Here is a 16,258-nt window from a genome sequence, read left to right on the forward strand (position 1 = left end):
CAGTTTGGCCGGACGGCCTACGGCTATGGTAACCCACATAATTACTTTTTCAGAATTCGTCTACAACTATTTAATCGTCACCAAATTAAAGTAAACTTCATGAACTTATTAACACAAAAAACGACCATGAATCTGACATAATCTGTCAGATTCACAGTCGCTTTTCACAAACCTAATTAATCGATTTTACTGTTTTTCACGCTATTTGACACAGAGCCCTTTTTGTTTAGCATGTATTTATTATAAGCTTGTAAGTTTTATAGCATAAACGCGTTCCAAAAGTCTGAAGCCTTTTGGAACGCGCTCTTTTTTATTAGTTTGTGTGAAATAAACGCTTCATTCTAGCAGAAGCTGGCGAGAAGAATTCAGCAATTGCCAAATAATCATCAACCAAGTCAACTAATAGACTTTCACGATAATGTGGTAACTCACTTGTAGCTCCCCACATATGCTTCAAAATAATATCTTTTTCCATTGGAGAAAGATTGGTTATTTTTTCGGCATTACGCAAGGCAACTCGTGGATGAATAAACGCATGTGATCCTAGTTCAAACTTTGTTTCACGCCAATCATAGAAAAACAAATCATGTAAGATTCCTGCACGCGCAACTGCGGTAGCATTTAAGCCAAAGCGTAAAGCTAAACGATAACTAACATAAGAAACCGTAATACAGTGTGTTAATCGATCTGAGTGGTGATGTTGTGTATAATTTGCCATCTCCTGTACTTGTGGATGTGACAATAAATCTTTCACAATATCACTATATACTTTATCTTTTTGCCAATCTAACATTGCTCTTCCCCCTCGCACAAACTTAGATTACTTTAAAAAACTTTAACGAGCCTTTAATGCAAACATCGCAACCCCTGCTGCAACTGCCACATTTAATGATTCTGCCTGACCAGATATCGGAATATATAGATTCTGAGTGGTCATTTGGGCCAATTCCGGTTGCATACCTTGCCCTTCATTGCCCATAATCAAAGCAAATTGTGTTTGTGCCGGTATCGTAAAGACATCTGCAGCTTCCGGATCTAACTGGGTACCATAGACATTCATACCATTCTGTGTAAACGAAGCAGTCCAGTCGGTTAAGTCACCAGTTGTCGTTGTTAAATGAAATTGTGATCCTTGCATAGCACGTAATGCTTTAGGTGAGTATGGATCAACCGACCCATGTCCAAAGACGACCCCGTCAAAGCCAGCCGCATCTGCTGTCCTAACCATCGTACCAACATTACCAGGGTCTTGAATCGCATCCAAGAATAACCAGGCACCATCATGAATAAACTGTGGTTCACGCGTTGCATTAGGCAATGAAACCTCGGCAAAAATACCTTGGGGTGTCACCAAATCAGATAGCTTTTTCGCAATTTCTTCTGTAATTTCAAAAACGGGTACACCTAGTGGTAATTCCTCCTGGTGTTCTGCTAGTTGTTCTGCCGTTCCCATAACTGCGTGTAATTTACCATCATGTGTAATTGCTTCTTGTACTAAATGCCAACCATCAAGTAAATACGTATCACTTGCTAGGCGACCTTTTTTAGTCTGTAACTTCTGCCATGTTTTGACACGGCTGTTCTTTGTTGATTTAATAGTTTCCATATATATCATTATACGCTAAAAACTATTTTATTGCCTATGTTATAATTCATAGAGAGATTTAAATTAGCTATTTACTGAAGAAAGAAGGATAACATGCCCGTTTTAGATTTAAATGACACGGCAGCTGTCAAAAAATATGAAGAGTTTGTGCAACATTCACCTTATGGTCAAGTCGGACAAGATTTAGGTTGGGCAAAAATTAAAAATAATTGGGAACCCCGCTATGCTTATGTGACGGATGAATCTGGCAATATCATCGCCGCAATCTCAATGTTATTGACCCAAACAAAATTAGGCAAAAAATTTGCTTATGCTTCAAAAGGTCCTGTGATGGATATTACTGACTTTGATTTATTAGAAAAGTTAATGGTTGAAGCAAAAAAGGCCATCGCTGATGATGATGCCTATGTGATTCGAATGGATCCAGAGGTTGTCTATTCAGATGAACTAAACGAACAACTACAAGCTCGCGGATTTGAAACTCGTAATCGTAATGTTGCTAATGAAGGGATGCACGCAACAATTCAACCACGACTAAACATGGTCTTGGACTTAAAGGCAAAGCCAGATGCCAAAGAAACTTTTGATTTGTATCCCTCAAAAACAAAATCAAAGTTAAAGCGACCAATGCGTGATGGCGTAACCGTTCGTTATGGTAGTGATGCCGCTGCAATGGATGCTTTTTATGAAACTTACGTCAACATGGCCAACCGTCATGGCATTACATATCGTCCAAAAGATTACTTTGAACGAATGCGTGATGCTTTTGGCGATAGCGATATCATGCGTGTTTATATCGCTGAACGTGAAGGTGAATTATTGTCAACTGGTATCGGCTTTAAATACGGCCGTAAAATCTGGTATATGTATGCAGGATCAAATGATGGTCCTACTTACTACGCCCCTTACGCTGTACAAACTGCCATGATTCAATGGGCGCTTGATGAGGGTGTTGAATTATATGACATGGGTGGTATTGAATCACAATCAACAGATGATGGACTTTATGTCTTTAAGCACACCTTTATTAAAGCTGATCCACTAGAATACATTGGTGAAATCGACTTAGTGCTTGATGAAGATGCTTATACTGAATTAGTACGTAAATAAGAGTGCGACAAAAGTCGTTTTGAAACATGTTTAAACATAAATAGACCGGGACAAAAGTCCCGGTCTATTTATGTTTTATTATATTATTCTGGATTTTGTTCTGCTAAACGCCAACGTAAATAAGCATTAATAAATGGGTCTAAATCCCCATCCATGACTGCTTGCGGATTTCCCGACTCAAAACCATCACGATGGTCTTTAACCATCCGATATGGCTGAAAAACATACGAACGAATCTGTGATCCCCAACCATTTTCTAAATGGTCACCAGCAATCGCTGCACGTTCTTGTTCTTTTTTATCCATTTCTAACTGATATAGTTTTGCTCGTAACATGGCGTACGCTGTATCTTTGTTTTGGAATTGCGAACGCTGTTGTTGTGAAGCAACCACGATTCCCGTTGGAATATGGGTCAAACGAACAGCAGAAGATGTCTTGTTAATGTGCTGACCACCTGCACCTGATGCTCGATAAACATCCATCTTTACGTCCGCTGGATTGATATCAACTTCGACTGAATCATCTAATTCTGGCATCACATCGATTGAAACGAACGATGTGTGACGACGACCAGCCGAATCAAATGGTGAAATACGTACAAAGCGGTGAACACCACGTTCGGAACGAAGATATCCATAGGCGTTATGACCGGTAATCATTAAGGTTACCGAATCGACACCAGCGACATCCCCCGGATGATAGTCCATAATATCAACTTTAAAACCATGCTGCTCAGCCCAACGTGTATACATACGTTGTAGATTAGCTCCCCAATCCGCCGACTCCGTACCACCTGAACCAGGATGAATTTCCAAAATCGCATTATTTTTATCATAAGGTTCATTGAGTAATTGCGTTAAACGATAGGCAGACAAATCGTCACTTAGCTTTTCCAAATCAGCCGCCATTTCTGTTGCCATATCCTCATCATAGCTTTCACTTAATAAGTCTATTGCTGCCTCGACATCTTCAGCGCTGTTTGCTAGCTTTAAATAATTGTCGCGACGTCCTTTTAAGACGTTATTCTCGTCAATAACTTTTTGTGCAGCGACATTATCTTGCCAAAAGTCAGGTTCAACCATTTTCGCTTCATTAGCCGCAATTTCATCATTCAATGCCTCTAAGTCTAACGAGGCGCCAAACTTATCTATCTCTGCTGACATGTCAGCTAATCTGCGACGTGCTTCAGATATTTCCATTATTTCCTCCCTGCAAGAATTCACAAATGAATGTCAGGCCTATCTGCGCGCAGAATTTAATGTCTGCTTACACATCAAAAGCCCGCAACCCAACAATTACTACCGTCAGATTCCGGGCTCACCCAACCAAGACATCATTCATCAATCTTGATTGTAAGATTTTGTTTCAATAAATGTCTGCTTAACGCACATTTTGACGGATTTCTGACTTCATAAATAGTCGCGTAACATCATATTCAACGCCCGCAATCATCTCATCGAACATACGGAACCCTTCGTTTTGGTACTCGATCAATGGGTTCAACTGTCCATAGCCACGTAGCTGAATAGAGTCACGTAATTGATTCATTGCTTCCATATGATCCGTCCATTGCGAATCAACCACACGTAAAATAACGACACGGGTAAATTGCAATAACCGTTCCTCATCATCCCCAAGGGCGTGACGCTTTTCGTCATACATTTCCTTGGCACGACGATAGATTTCATTCTCAATTTCTTGGGCTGACTTACCTTGTAAATCAGCAACTGTGATTGAATCAACAGGAACGATCGTTGACTGAGCAAATTCAACAATTGAATCAAGATGCCAGTCCTTTGGCTTACCGTTTGTTTGGTTCTTAACTACCCGATGTATCGTACGCTCAACCATTGGTAATAGGACATCACGTAATGATTTTTCTTCGTCGATAACCTGGTTTCGGTTTGAATAAAAGGCGTTACGTTGTTGTGACATCACATCATCGTACTGCAACACATGCTTACGAGAGTCATAGTTATTTCCCTCAACACGCTTTTGAGCAGATTCAACAGAACGAGTAATCAGCCTGTTACGAATAACTGCGTCCTCATCACCCATATTCATGCTTTCCATCAAATTCTTAATACGCTCACCACCGAAACGAATCATCAAATCATCTTCTAGTGACAAGAAGAATTGTGAGTATCCCTTGTCACCTTGACGTCCAGAACGACCACGCAATTGGTTATCAATTCGACGAGATTCATGTCGTTCAGTACCAATAACGGCTAGTCCACCTATATCAGCAACACCCGGGCCTAATTTAATATCGGTACCACGACCAGCCATGTTGGTGGCAATTGTCACGGCGCCACGTTGACCAGCATTTGCAATAATTTCAGCTTCACGCGCATGGTTCTTGGCGTTCAACACATTATGTGGAATGCCTGCTTTATCCAATAATTGCGATAACAATTCTGATGTTTCAACAGCCACCGTACCAATCAAAATTGGTTGACCTTTGTCATGTAGTTTAATTACCAAATCTAGTACCGCATTAAACTTTGAACGCAAGTTAGGGTACAACAAATCTGGTTCATCAACACGTTGAATTGGCTTGTTAGTTGGAATCGTTGTGATTTCCATATTGTAAATCTCACGGAATTCGTCCGCCTCAGTCTTAGCTGTACCAGTCATACCTGATAACTTACTGTATTGACGGAACAAGTTTTGATAAGTAATTGACGCCATGGCACGGTTATCTTCTTGAATTTGTACCTGTTCTTTAGCTTCCAAAGCTTGGTGCAAACCATCAGAGAAACGACGACCTTCTTGAATACGACCAGAAAACGCATCAACTAAAACAACTTCACCATCACGGACAACATAATCCTTGTTATTAAACATGGTGTAATTAGCACGCAAAGCTTGATCAATATGATGGGTCAAGGCCACATTTCCTTTGCCATAAAGGTTTTCTAGATTGAAATATTTTTCACCTTTGGCAATTCCTGTATCATTCAACAAAACTGACTTTGATTCGTGATCAACTTTAAAATCTTCGTCTTCAGTTAATGACTTTGCAAAACGGTCGGCACGAATATACAGCTGCGTACTCGTTTGGGCTGGTGCCCCAGAAATAATCAATGGTGTACGCGCCTCATCAATCAAAATTGAATCAGTCTCATCGACTAAGGCAAAATTCAAGCCACGCTGAACACGATCTTCCTTGCGTGCAACCATGTTGTCACGTAGATAATCGAACCCAATCTCTGAGTTTGTTGTATACGTGATATCGCAAAGATAAGCTGCTCGTTTTTCATCTGGTGATAACTCCGTTAAGTTAATACCAACAGTAAGTCCGAGCCACTTGTATAGTTGCCCCATTTCTTCACCATCTCGTTGTGTTAGGTATTCGTTAACCGTCACAACATGAACACCCTTTTCAGGTAAGGCGTTCAAATAAACAGCCATGGTCGCAGTCAGTGTCTTTCCTTCACCAGTCTTCATTTCGGCGATATTACCACCATGTAGGACTGCAGAACCCATAATCTGGACACGGAATGGGTATAATCCCAAAACACGTTTTGCACCTTCACGTACAACCGCAAAGGCTTCTGGTAAAATATCGTCCAACGTTTGACCCTGCTTTAATAGGTCACGAAAATATGGTGTTTTTGCTTGTAATTCTTCATCAGATAAGGCTGCCATTTCGTCAGCATGGGCTTCCACTTTATCAGCCAAGCGACCCAAGCGACGTAATTTTCCTTTATCACTTTCAATAATTGTACGTAATGGATTAGCCATTTTTATCTTCCCTCTCATCGGTCATTATTAGCTATTTATCTCTAATTATACTAAGTAACATTCTAACATACTGACGAACATAGTTACATGACTTTTAAGCAAAAAGAGAATGAGCCAAAAGGGGCTGGAACAATCATTTTGTCCCAACCCCTTTTCAAAAATTTTTATTATAAGAACTCACGAATATTTGCTAAGGTTTGTTCACGACCTAACAACTCAAGCAATTCTCCTAGATTTGGACCCTGCTCTTCACGAGTTGTCGCAATACGCAATGGATTCCATAGCGCGCGACCCTTAACGTCCATTCCATGTTGAATTTCACGAACTGCATGTAAGATAGCAGTTGCTGTAAAGACTGGCATCTTTTCAATCTTATCAATGAACAGCTTCAACATATCATTAACATTATCTGCCTTCATCCATTCCTTTGCTGAATCAGGAATATCAGCAGCTGCTGGCATCTCAAAGAATACCGGTTTGATCAATGGCACGATTTGAGCAGTATAAGAAACACCATCCATATAGATGTTCATAACTGAACGTAACCATTGTAGTCTCTCAGCCGTCAATTCTGCTGGATCAACAAGCTTTGAGTAAACCAATTGTTCAATTAGCTTATCAAATACCATGTTTTGATCGGCAGTCTTAATCCATTGATTGTTGACCCACTCTAACTTTTTGTTATCAAACTTAGCTGGTGACTTTGATAGACGGTTTTCATCGAAAATCTTAACCAATTGTTTTCTGTTAAAGATTTCCTTTTCACCAACTGGTGACCAACCAAGTAGAACGATAAAGTTCAACAAAGCTTCTGGTAGATAACCTAATGCGCGATATTGTTCGATAAATTGCAAAACAGTTTCATCACGCTTTGACAACTTCTTACCAGTATCTGCATTGATGATCAAAGTCATGTGACCAAAGATTGGTGCTTCCCAATCAAAGGCATCATAAATCATCAATTGCTTAGGTGTGTTTGACACATGATCATCCCCACGTAATACGTGAGAAATTTCCATCATGTGGTCATCAACAACAACGGCAAAGTTGTATGTTGGCATCCCATCAGCTTTTTGAATGACCCAGTCTCCACCAACCGTCGATGAATTAATTGAAATAGGTCCCTTAACAATGTCATCCCAAGCGTAATCTTTATCCTCAGGAACACGGAAACGAACGACATATGGTAGTCCCTTAGCTTCGGCATCAGTTTGGAAAGCAGCAACTTCTTCATCAGTCATGCCTTCGTACTCATATACATAGTGTGGTGCTTCTTTGGCAGCAACCTGTGCTTCACGTTCAGCAGCTAATTCTTCTGAGGTTTTAAATGAGCGGTATGCTAAACCACGATCCACCAAATCTTGAATAAGTGGCTTGTAGATTGATAGACGCTCAGATTGACGATAAGGGCCATACTTTCCTGGATTAGCTGGAGACTCATCCCAGTCCAAACCAAGCCAAGTCAAATTATCCAACTGTGACTTTTCACCATCTGCAATATTACGAGTCTGATCTGTATCCTCAATACGGATAATAAATTCACCATTGTGGTGACGGGCAAATAGCCAGTTAAATAATGCAGTACGGGCATTTCCAATATGTAAATGTCCAGTTGGTGACGGTGCGTAACGCACTCGAATTTTTTTCTCGGTAGTCTCAGCCATGCTAATCGACACTCCTCTTTATCTTGTATTTCTAAATATATACCGACTACTAATATACCGCGCTTTCCCGCACGTTTCAACGTGTTCTACACAATAAATGACTAATTTTTGAAAATTACCTGCTATTTTTCGATAACCGTCCCAAAAATCATCCGACCAGCATCAGTCTGCAAAGCCGATGTTACTTCAATAGTAACCGTTTGTTGTAAATACTTACGTCCTTCTTCGGCTACGACCATTGTACCATCATCCAAGTAACCAACAGCTTGTTGACGTTCAGTACCTTTCTTGACCAATAACACAGATAAGTGGTCACCAACTGCAACGCGTGGCCGTAATGCACCCGCTAACTCATTAATATTCAAAACTTGTACATTTTGAAACTTAGTGACCTTATTTAAGTTATAATCGTTTGTTACCAAGATACCATTGATGTCTTCTGCCAATCGAATCAGCTTTTCATCAACCTCAGAAATATCCTCGTAATCACCTTCCCACATTTCAACTGGTACATAATTGCTTTCACGAAGTTCATTTAAGACATCGAGTCCGCGCCGACCACGGACACGTTTCAACGATTCTCCAGCATCAGCAATATACTGTAATTCATAAAGCACGAAATTAGGTACTAATAAAGTCCCTTCGACAAATCCGGTTTTAGCAAGATCAAGAATACGACCATCAATCAAAATATTCGTATCTAAAATTTTGTAGTGATGATAATTAGTCTCATCGTCCGTTAAAACATCGCCACGTCCAGCTTCATCTGGACGAACTTTTTTCATACGTCCCGTCAATGTTGGTAATAGCTTACGCCACTCGTCAATTCTGGTCGTTCCCAATCGGAATCCGAAATAGCCTAACAATGCCATAACAATAACTGGCACCACACCACTTAGGAAAAAGTTATCCATATGTTGTAGAGGGACTGTAATCACGACCGCAATGACTAAACCAATCAAAGTTGTCAATGAGCCAATTAATAATAGTAATGGTGATTGCTTGTTTAAATAATTTTCAATGCGGTGAATCATCTGATCAATTGGTCGCCATAGTGGCAAACTTAATAAATAAAAAATAATAGCACCTAGAATAAAATTGACAATAACATTATTAATCCATATCTGTTCCGCTAAATTAAAAATATCCCAGATTACTGGCAGTAATGTGATTGCGATTGCCCCACCAGCAAGTAAGAAAACACCTTGAATAATTCGCTTTCGTAACATTTAATTCTCCTTTCTGCATTATGCTAATGCGGTTTTTAATGCCTCTGACAACGTCTTAGTGGCAATAATTTGAATGCCCTCAACGTCCGCTAATTGTGCTGCAACGTGTTTAGGAACAAAGACGCGCTTGAAACCAAGTTTTTTAGCTTCATTAACTCGTTCAACAACATTAGGAACGCGTCTGATTTCACCCGTCAAGCCAATTTCACCAATAAAAGCATCTGTTGATCGTGTTTGTACATCATTATAACTTGATGCAATCGCAATCGCGACTGCTAAGTCAATCGCTGGCTCATCAAGTCGGACGCCCCCAGCAGCACGTACGTAGGCATCTTGATTTTGTAATAGCAAATTAGCTCGTTTTTCTAGCACTGCCATTAACAATGACACCCGATTTCGGTCAATCCCAGAAGCCGTCCGCTGCGCATTGCCAAATACCGTCGGCGTCACCAACGCCTGGACCTCAACTAAAATAGGGCGTGTTCCTTCCATAGCAACAACTACGGCCGAACCGCTCGCATCGGCTAATCGCTCTTCTAAAAACAAATCTGACGGGTTCGCAACTTCAACTAATCCACCATGTTGCATATCAAAAACACCCAATTCATTTGTTGACCCAAAACGATTCTTTACAGCGCGAAGTAGTCTGAAACTCCGCTGGTTGTCACCCTCAAAATACAAGACGGTATCAACCATATGTTCAAGAATTTTCGGACCAGCAATGGCCCCTTCTTTAGTAACATGGCCAACAATGAAAATTGTAATATTATTGGTTTTAGCAATCTGCAATAGCTCTGCTGTGGTTTCGCGAATTTGTGAAACTGAACCAACTGATGAACTAATGTCAGGTTCCTGCATCGTTTGGATGGAGTCGATCACAACAAATTCTGGTTGCGCTTCATCAATGGCTTGTCTAATTTGCTTCATATCCGTTTCTGGAAATAGCAAAAAATCTGAATCACCACGCACCCCTAATCTTTCGGCACGTAATTTTATTTGTGATGCACTTTCCTCACCAGCAATATACAAAATTTTCTTTCCTAAATTGGCCAATTGCCCTGAAATTTGTAGTAATAACGTGGATTTACCAATACCCGGATCACCACCTATCAATACCATGGAACCTGGTACGATTCCCCCTCCAAGGACACGATTAAACTCCTCATTGTCTGTTTTAATGCGTGGTGTCTCTTCAATATTGACTTCATCTAAGCGTTCAACCTTCGCCACTTGACCAGCTAAATTAACACGTGACTTGCGGTCCACCTTTTCTGGTTGCATGACCTCTTCGACAAATGTTCCCCAAGCACCACAATTGGCACATCGTCCCATATAACGTTGTGAGACAAAACCACAATTTGAGCAAACGAATTGGGTTTTCGTTTTTGCCATGATTCACCTCCTCTATTTAATTCCAGAGCTACCGAAACCACCCTGACGTGTTTTTTTGATTTGTTTCTGATCATCATCAGTTACTAGGAAAGGCATAAAAATACCCTGTCCAATCCTTTCACCTTTTTTAATCGTCACATCATGAAGGCCAAAGTTAATCATTTGGATAAAAATTTCGCCTTCATTTTTAGGATTATCAACATAATCAGCATCAATAATTCCCACACCATTCGGCAAAATCAGATGACGCTTCAATGGATTTGACGAACGATTAGCAATCATCAAATATTCGTCATCACCCATATAGGCTTTAATACCAGTTGGTATCAATAATGGTTTGATTATTTTTGATGCTTGTTCATCATCGGTAGTTGCTATGACATCATTATGTCTGATCTGCCATAAAACTTTCAAAAATGGTAAGCGCCAAATAGATGGCAACGTAAAATCCTCAGCTGCCTGGAAATCATAGCCAGCAGCGTGTTCTGTACTTCGACTTGGCAAACTTAAATTGGCGTTTGCATACTTCTTAACGACAGCAAATCCTCGTTTCATTTCAATCCCTCTCAAATAAATTCTCAAAACTAAGTATAACTTAATTTCAAGAAAATTAAAAAGCACTCGTCAAAATAACGGGTGCTTTCAAAACAAATTTAATCTTTATAAGCAATTTTTTGATATTCTGGGTTTTTGAAAAATGCTTGTCGCGCGTAAGTGCATACTGGCTTCAGTTGTACGCCCGCTTTCTCAGCGCGTGTGACGACCTCTGCTAACAGTTGTCCAGCAATACCTTGTCCACGTAACTCTGGATCGACATACGTATGATCAATTGACCAGACCGCGCCTCCTAGAATCTCGGGGAACAATATTTCTGCATCTACAATACCATCTGTTTCATGAAATAGGCGTCCGGGTTCATAAGTAAATTCCATATCGAAACCTCCTGACTCTATTATAACTAAAATACACCACCATTGTTGTTTAAACTATCTGATAGCACCCACAAAGTCTGGCAACCACTTTTGTGAAATAGTCTTAGTTGTCACTTTTTCCGTAAACACATCAACCGTGACATATTTGCCGCCACCAATATAGATACCAGCGGTTGTTGGTAATAATGCACTTCCCCAGACCAATAAATCACCTGGAATGGCTTCTGAAACTTTGAATTTCGTGACGGTTTTCATTTGCTCACTAATTTCATGTGGAAAGCCAACACCAGCAATTTTGTTGAATACATACTGAATTAAGCCACCCGTATCAAAACCGTTTTCTATACTTTGACCATCCTTTAAATAAGGTACACCCATGACATCATCTAAAACCACTGTTAAACGCTCACAAATATCTTCCATAAGCATTTGTAACATCGTTCTTTGAATACGTGCCCCGGTTGTTTTACGGGCAAAGTTTGAAGCGGTAATTTGTACTGGTTTTTCCGCAAGTGGCGGTTCAAATAAAATTTCTGCATCCGCTTGATCGAAATCATTGAAATGCACAACACGTCCCGGTTCAATCTTAAATGGCATCCGTCGATCACTCCTTTAGTTATACAAAAAAAGACCCGCTAGCGAGTCCTTTAAATAATTGCTTTTTATTGGTGAATAAATTGCACACCAGCAGTTGAAATAGTACGTTCGTTGAATGCCTTTCCTGCATAGTTCGCTTCTGAGATAGTAATTGTACCATCAGAGTTTACAGAATCAACAACAGCAACGTGACCGTATGAGCTAGCTCCACCAACACCTGGTGCAAATAATGCAACAGATCCAACAGATGCTGATGAGTTTACAGTGTGACCTGCAGCAGTGGCTGATGCACCCCATGCTGAAGCGTTACCCCAGTGATTACCAACCCAGCTCAAATCACCCTTAACAAACCATGTGCATTGTCCTGAAGGGTATGTGTTGCCGGCAGTATCTGCTGAAACAACTGACTTGTTTGCTGTAGAAGCAGTTGCGGCAAGCTTTTGTGGCTGAGCAGTAGCTTGTGATGCTGATTGTGCGGCCGCTGAACTTGCTGCGGCTTGTGATGCTTGAGCTGCTGAACTTGCGGCTGCAGCTGAACTTGCAGCAGCTTGTGATGCTTGAGCTGCTGATTGTGCAGCGGCTGAGCTTGCTGCGGCTTGTGATGCATTAGCAGCTGATTGTGCAGCGGCTGCTTCTGATGCATTAGCAGTTGATGTTGCAGCTGATTGTGCAGCGGCTGACTTTGCGGCTGCTTCTGATGCATTAGCAGTTGATGTTGCAGCTGATTGTGCAGCGGCTGACTTTGCGGCTGCTTCTGATGCATTAGCAGTTGATGTTGCAACTGATTGTGCGGCGGCTGACTTTGCGGCTGCTTCTGATGCATTAGCAGTTGATGTTGCAACTGATTGTGCGGCGGCTGACTTTGCGGCTGCTCCTGATGCGTTAGCAGTTGATGTTGCAACTGATTGTGCGGCGGCTGACTTTGCTGTAGCTTGTGATGCGTTAGCAGTTGATGCTGCGGCTGGCTTTGCAGCTACTGAACTTGCTGCTGGGGCACTAACAGTTGCCTTAGTTGCTGAAGCTGTAAGGTTAAGTGAGTCACCAACAAAGATAGTTGATGAAGCTTGCAAACCTTCATTAGCTGACAACAATTCTGACAAAGTCATACCATTAGCATTAGCAATTGCCCATAGAGTATCACCAGACTTTACAGTGTATGATGATCCCTTTGCAACTTTCTTTGGTGCTGCTGAAGATGCTGTTGATTCTGCTGATGTTGATGATGAACCTGGTAATTCAATTTTGTCACCAGTAATGATCATGTTAGCGTCAGCAATTTTGTTTGCTGAAACTAATTCATCAACAGATACATGATGAGCTGCTGCAATAGCATACAATGTATCCCCAGATTTAACAGTAACAGAATCGGCTGAAGCTACGACTGAGCTTCCAGCCAAGGCAGCTGCTGCTCCGGCAGTTGCTAATAGCGTATTTTTTACAGATGCGTGCATATTAAGTACCCCTTCGAACTTATTGTTTATATATATTAGAAATTGCCCACCAGAACATTTCTTAAGATTTTCTTTATTTTTACTACAATCATCATTGTACGTTAGAGACTTTTCAAATAGTTTCATTTAATGTTTCATTTATGTTACACAGCATAAAAAACTTAATTTTCGCTTTATTTTATGCGCATTTTACTTAATTGAAAAATTCAACGACTTGATTATTGTACAAAAAAGACAGCAATTGTAGTTGCTGTCTTGCTGATATTTATATTTTTTTAAACTTATTATGAATTTTGTACAGTATTCTTCATTTCTTCAATCACAATATTGTCATCCACTAACTTAGTAGTCAGCTGTTTAACGTCTGGATTATCAAGATAAAAGTCTGCGATTTGATCCTCTAGACGCTCTTGGATAACTCGACGCAATGGCCGTGCCCCCATTTCTGGATTATAACCTAGGTCGACAATCTTCTGCTTGACATCATCAGTAACAGTAAGATGTAGATCTTTTTCTGCAATGGCGACATTCATATCAGCAATCATTAAGTCAACGATCTTTAACAAGTTATCCTTAGATAACGCATTAAACTCAACGATGCCATCAAAACGATTCAAAAATTCAGGCTTGAAATATGGTGCCAAACGTTCTAGTAATCGTGAAGTACCATGTTCATGCTCTGGGTCAAATCCAACCTTCGTATCCTTGACACCAGTACCCGCATTTGAAGTCATAATAATGATTGTATCCTTAAATGAAACAATGTGACCCTGTGCATCAGTTAAACGACCATCATCAAGAATCTGCAGGAACATATTCATAACATCAGGATGGGCCTTTTCAACCTCATCTAGCAAAATTAGTGAATATGGGCGACGGCGAACTGCTTCGGTCAATTGACCAGCTTCTTCATAACCAACATAACCTGCTGGGGCACCAATCAACTTTGAAACCGAATGCTTCTCCATGTATTCAGACATATCGAAACGTACCATACTATCAGTTGTACCAAATAATTCCTTAGCTAATTGCTTAGCAGTCTCAGTCTTACCAACACCAGTTGGTCCTACAAATAAGAAGCTTCCAATTGGACGTCCCGTTTTATTAAAGCCAACCCGGTTACGACGAATTGCTCGGGCAATCTTTTCCGTGGCTTCATCTTGACCAATAACATGTTCAGCCAAATTGCCGCCTAGATTACGTAGTTGTGTTTGCTCTGACTCAGCTAATTCTCCAACTGGAATACCTGTCTTTTCTTCAACAATCTTTTGGATGTCTTCAACCGTAACTGTTTGTGCCGCTTCATTCTGCGGTGCTTGCTGTTTAACAGCCTGTAATTGTAGTTCTAGATTGTTAACCTGGTCACGTAACTTACTAGCTCTTTCATAATCCTCTTGCTCGATAGCTGATTGCTTTTGTGCCTCCGTGGAATGAATCTTATTCTCCAATTCCTTTGGATCCGCAATTTTCACTGACAAGTTCTTTCTTGAACCGGCTTCATCAATTAAATCAATTGCCTTATCAGGTAGAAAACGTTCTGAAATGTATCGGTTTGAAAGGTTTACGGCAGCCTCCAAAGCCTCATCGGCATACTTGACCTTATGATAATCTTCATATCGTGAACGGATTCCCTGAATAATTTGTAGCGCTTCTTCAGTTGACGGCTCATTAACCTGCACTGTTTGGAAACGACGAGCAATCGCTGCATCCTTTTCAATCTTACGATATTCATTAAGCGTTGTTGCTCCAATTAACTGGAATTCACCACGCGCTAGGGCAGGCTTCAAAATGTTACCGGCATCCATTGAACCTTCGCCAGCAGTTCCGGCCCCCATAATTTCATGAATTTCATCAATAAATAGGATAACGTCGTCCCGCTTTGAAACTTCGTCCATCAATTTTTGCATACGCTCTTCAAATTGACCACGGACACCCGTCCCTTGGACAAGAGAAACAACATCTAGACGAATAACTTCCTTACCTTGTAATTTTCCGGGTACCTTTGCGTTGACAATTGCCTGTGCCAGCCCTTCGACAACGGCAGTTTTCCCAACACCAGCTTCACCAATCAATACTGGATTATTCTTCGTACGGCGGTTAAGTACTTCAATAACACGTGCGATTTCGTCGTCTCGTCCAATCACTGGATCAAACTTACCCTTGCGTGCCATTTCCGTCAGGTTAATACCATATTGATCAAGTAAACCATTCCCTTGACCATTATTATCGCTCCCGCCACCTTGGCCCATCTGTGTACGTGGTCCTTGTTGTGAACGCTGTGCTTGTTGTGTCCTTGCAGCTTCGTTATTCATCATACGAAATATATCATCAAAACTTGAAAAACCAAATGGATCTTGTGCCATAATACGGCCTCCTTACATTCTTTTTTATATTCATTATTCCCAGTAGTTTCAGCATCAGATCTTATTTGACCTTTGTTGACCTTGCTTACATCATCTATATTAGCACTCTACCACCGAGAGTGCAAATGTTATTTTGCATTTTTTTAGACAAAAAAGAATGAATTTTA

At 40.7% G+C, this 16,258-nt stretch carries 13 protein-coding genes; 1 reads left to right on the forward strand and 12 read right to left on the reverse strand.

The genetic code is table 11. The annotated features are described in order from the left end of the window. Window positions 1-313 precede the first annotated feature (313 nt). Window positions 314-793 carry an HD domain-containing protein gene (locus NGR58_RS06355; RefSeq protein WP_075270189.1) on the reverse strand — a complete coding sequence of 160 codons (480 nt, stop codon included), beginning with the start codon at window positions 791-793 and terminating at the stop codon, window positions 314-316. Between the two features lie 42 nt (window positions 794-835). Beyond that, entirely contained in the window at window positions 836-1,606 is a 771-nt protein-coding gene (locus NGR58_RS06360) for a TrmH family RNA methyltransferase (RefSeq protein ID WP_258088762.1), read from the reverse strand. Window positions 1,607-1,699: 93 nt separating this feature from the next. On the opposite strand from NGR58_RS06360, the gene femX reads away from it, so the two are divergent. After that, entirely contained in the window at window positions 1,700-2,716 is a 1,017-nt protein-coding gene (femX, locus tag NGR58_RS06365; RefSeq protein ID WP_258088763.1) for a UDP-N-acetylmuramoylpentapeptide-lysine N(6)-alanyltransferase, read from the forward strand. An 83-nt stretch (window positions 2,717-2,799) separates the two neighbouring features. Here the strand turns inward: femX and prfB are convergent, their stop codons facing one another. The 10 genes from prfB to NGR58_RS06415 form a co-directional block, all read right to left on the reverse strand. Next, the gene (gene prfB / locus NGR58_RS06370; protein ID WP_258088764.1) at window positions 2,800-3,915 is read right to left on the reverse strand and encodes a peptide chain release factor 2; all 1,116 of its coding nucleotides are present in this window, start codon (window positions 3,913-3,915) and stop codon (window positions 2,800-2,802) included. Window positions 3,916-4,096: 181 nt separating this feature from the next. Continuing rightward, the gene (secA, locus tag NGR58_RS06375; RefSeq protein WP_258088765.1) at window positions 4,097-6,463 is read right to left on the reverse strand and encodes a preprotein translocase subunit SecA; all 2,367 of its coding nucleotides are present in this window, start codon (window positions 6,461-6,463) and stop codon (window positions 4,097-4,099) included. 167 nt (window positions 6,464-6,630) lie between these two features. Beyond that, the gene (gltX, locus tag NGR58_RS06380; RefSeq protein ID WP_258088766.1) at window positions 6,631-8,127 is read right to left on the reverse strand and encodes a glutamate--tRNA ligase; all 1,497 of its coding nucleotides are present in this window, start codon (window positions 8,125-8,127) and stop codon (window positions 6,631-6,633) included. Between the two features lie 122 nt (window positions 8,128-8,249). After that, the gene (locus tag NGR58_RS06385; protein ID WP_258088767.1) at window positions 8,250-9,356 is read right to left on the reverse strand and encodes a PIN/TRAM domain-containing protein; all 1,107 of its coding nucleotides are present in this window, start codon (window positions 9,354-9,356) and stop codon (window positions 8,250-8,252) included. Window positions 9,357-9,374: 18 nt separating this feature from the next. Then, window positions 9,375-10,748, reverse strand: coding sequence for a DNA repair protein RadA (gene radA / locus NGR58_RS06390; RefSeq protein ID WP_258088768.1), 1,374 nt, complete (start codon window positions 10,746-10,748; stop codon window positions 9,375-9,377). Window positions 10,749-10,760: 12 nt separating this feature from the next. Further along, entirely contained in the window at window positions 10,761-11,303 is a 543-nt protein-coding gene (locus NGR58_RS06395) for a dCTP deaminase/dUTPase family protein (protein WP_258088769.1), read from the reverse strand. A gap of 98 nt (window positions 11,304-11,401) precedes the next feature. Then, window positions 11,402-11,680 (reverse strand): GNAT family N-acetyltransferase, encoded by a 279-nt coding sequence (locus NGR58_RS06400; RefSeq protein WP_258088770.1) that lies wholly within the window; start codon window positions 11,678-11,680, stop codon window positions 11,402-11,404. A gap of 54 nt (window positions 11,681-11,734) precedes the next feature. Further along, window positions 11,735-12,277 (reverse strand): C40 family peptidase, encoded by a 543-nt coding sequence (locus tag NGR58_RS06405; RefSeq protein ID WP_258088771.1) that lies wholly within the window; start codon window positions 12,275-12,277, stop codon window positions 11,735-11,737. Window positions 12,278-12,342: 65 nt separating this feature from the next. Continuing rightward, window positions 12,343-13,728, reverse strand: coding sequence for a LysM peptidoglycan-binding domain-containing protein (locus NGR58_RS06410; RefSeq protein WP_258088772.1), 1,386 nt, complete (start codon window positions 13,726-13,728; stop codon window positions 12,343-12,345). Between the two features lie 284 nt (window positions 13,729-14,012). Further along, the gene (locus NGR58_RS06415; RefSeq protein WP_258088773.1) at window positions 14,013-16,091 is read right to left on the reverse strand and encodes an ATP-dependent Clp protease ATP-binding subunit; all 2,079 of its coding nucleotides are present in this window, start codon (window positions 16,089-16,091) and stop codon (window positions 14,013-14,015) included. Window positions 16,092-16,258 lie beyond the last annotated feature (167 nt).

The organism is Weissella fangxianensis (assembly GCF_024718545.1).
GTDB lineage: Bacteria > Bacillota > Bacilli > Lactobacillales > Lactobacillaceae > Weissella > Weissella fangxianensis.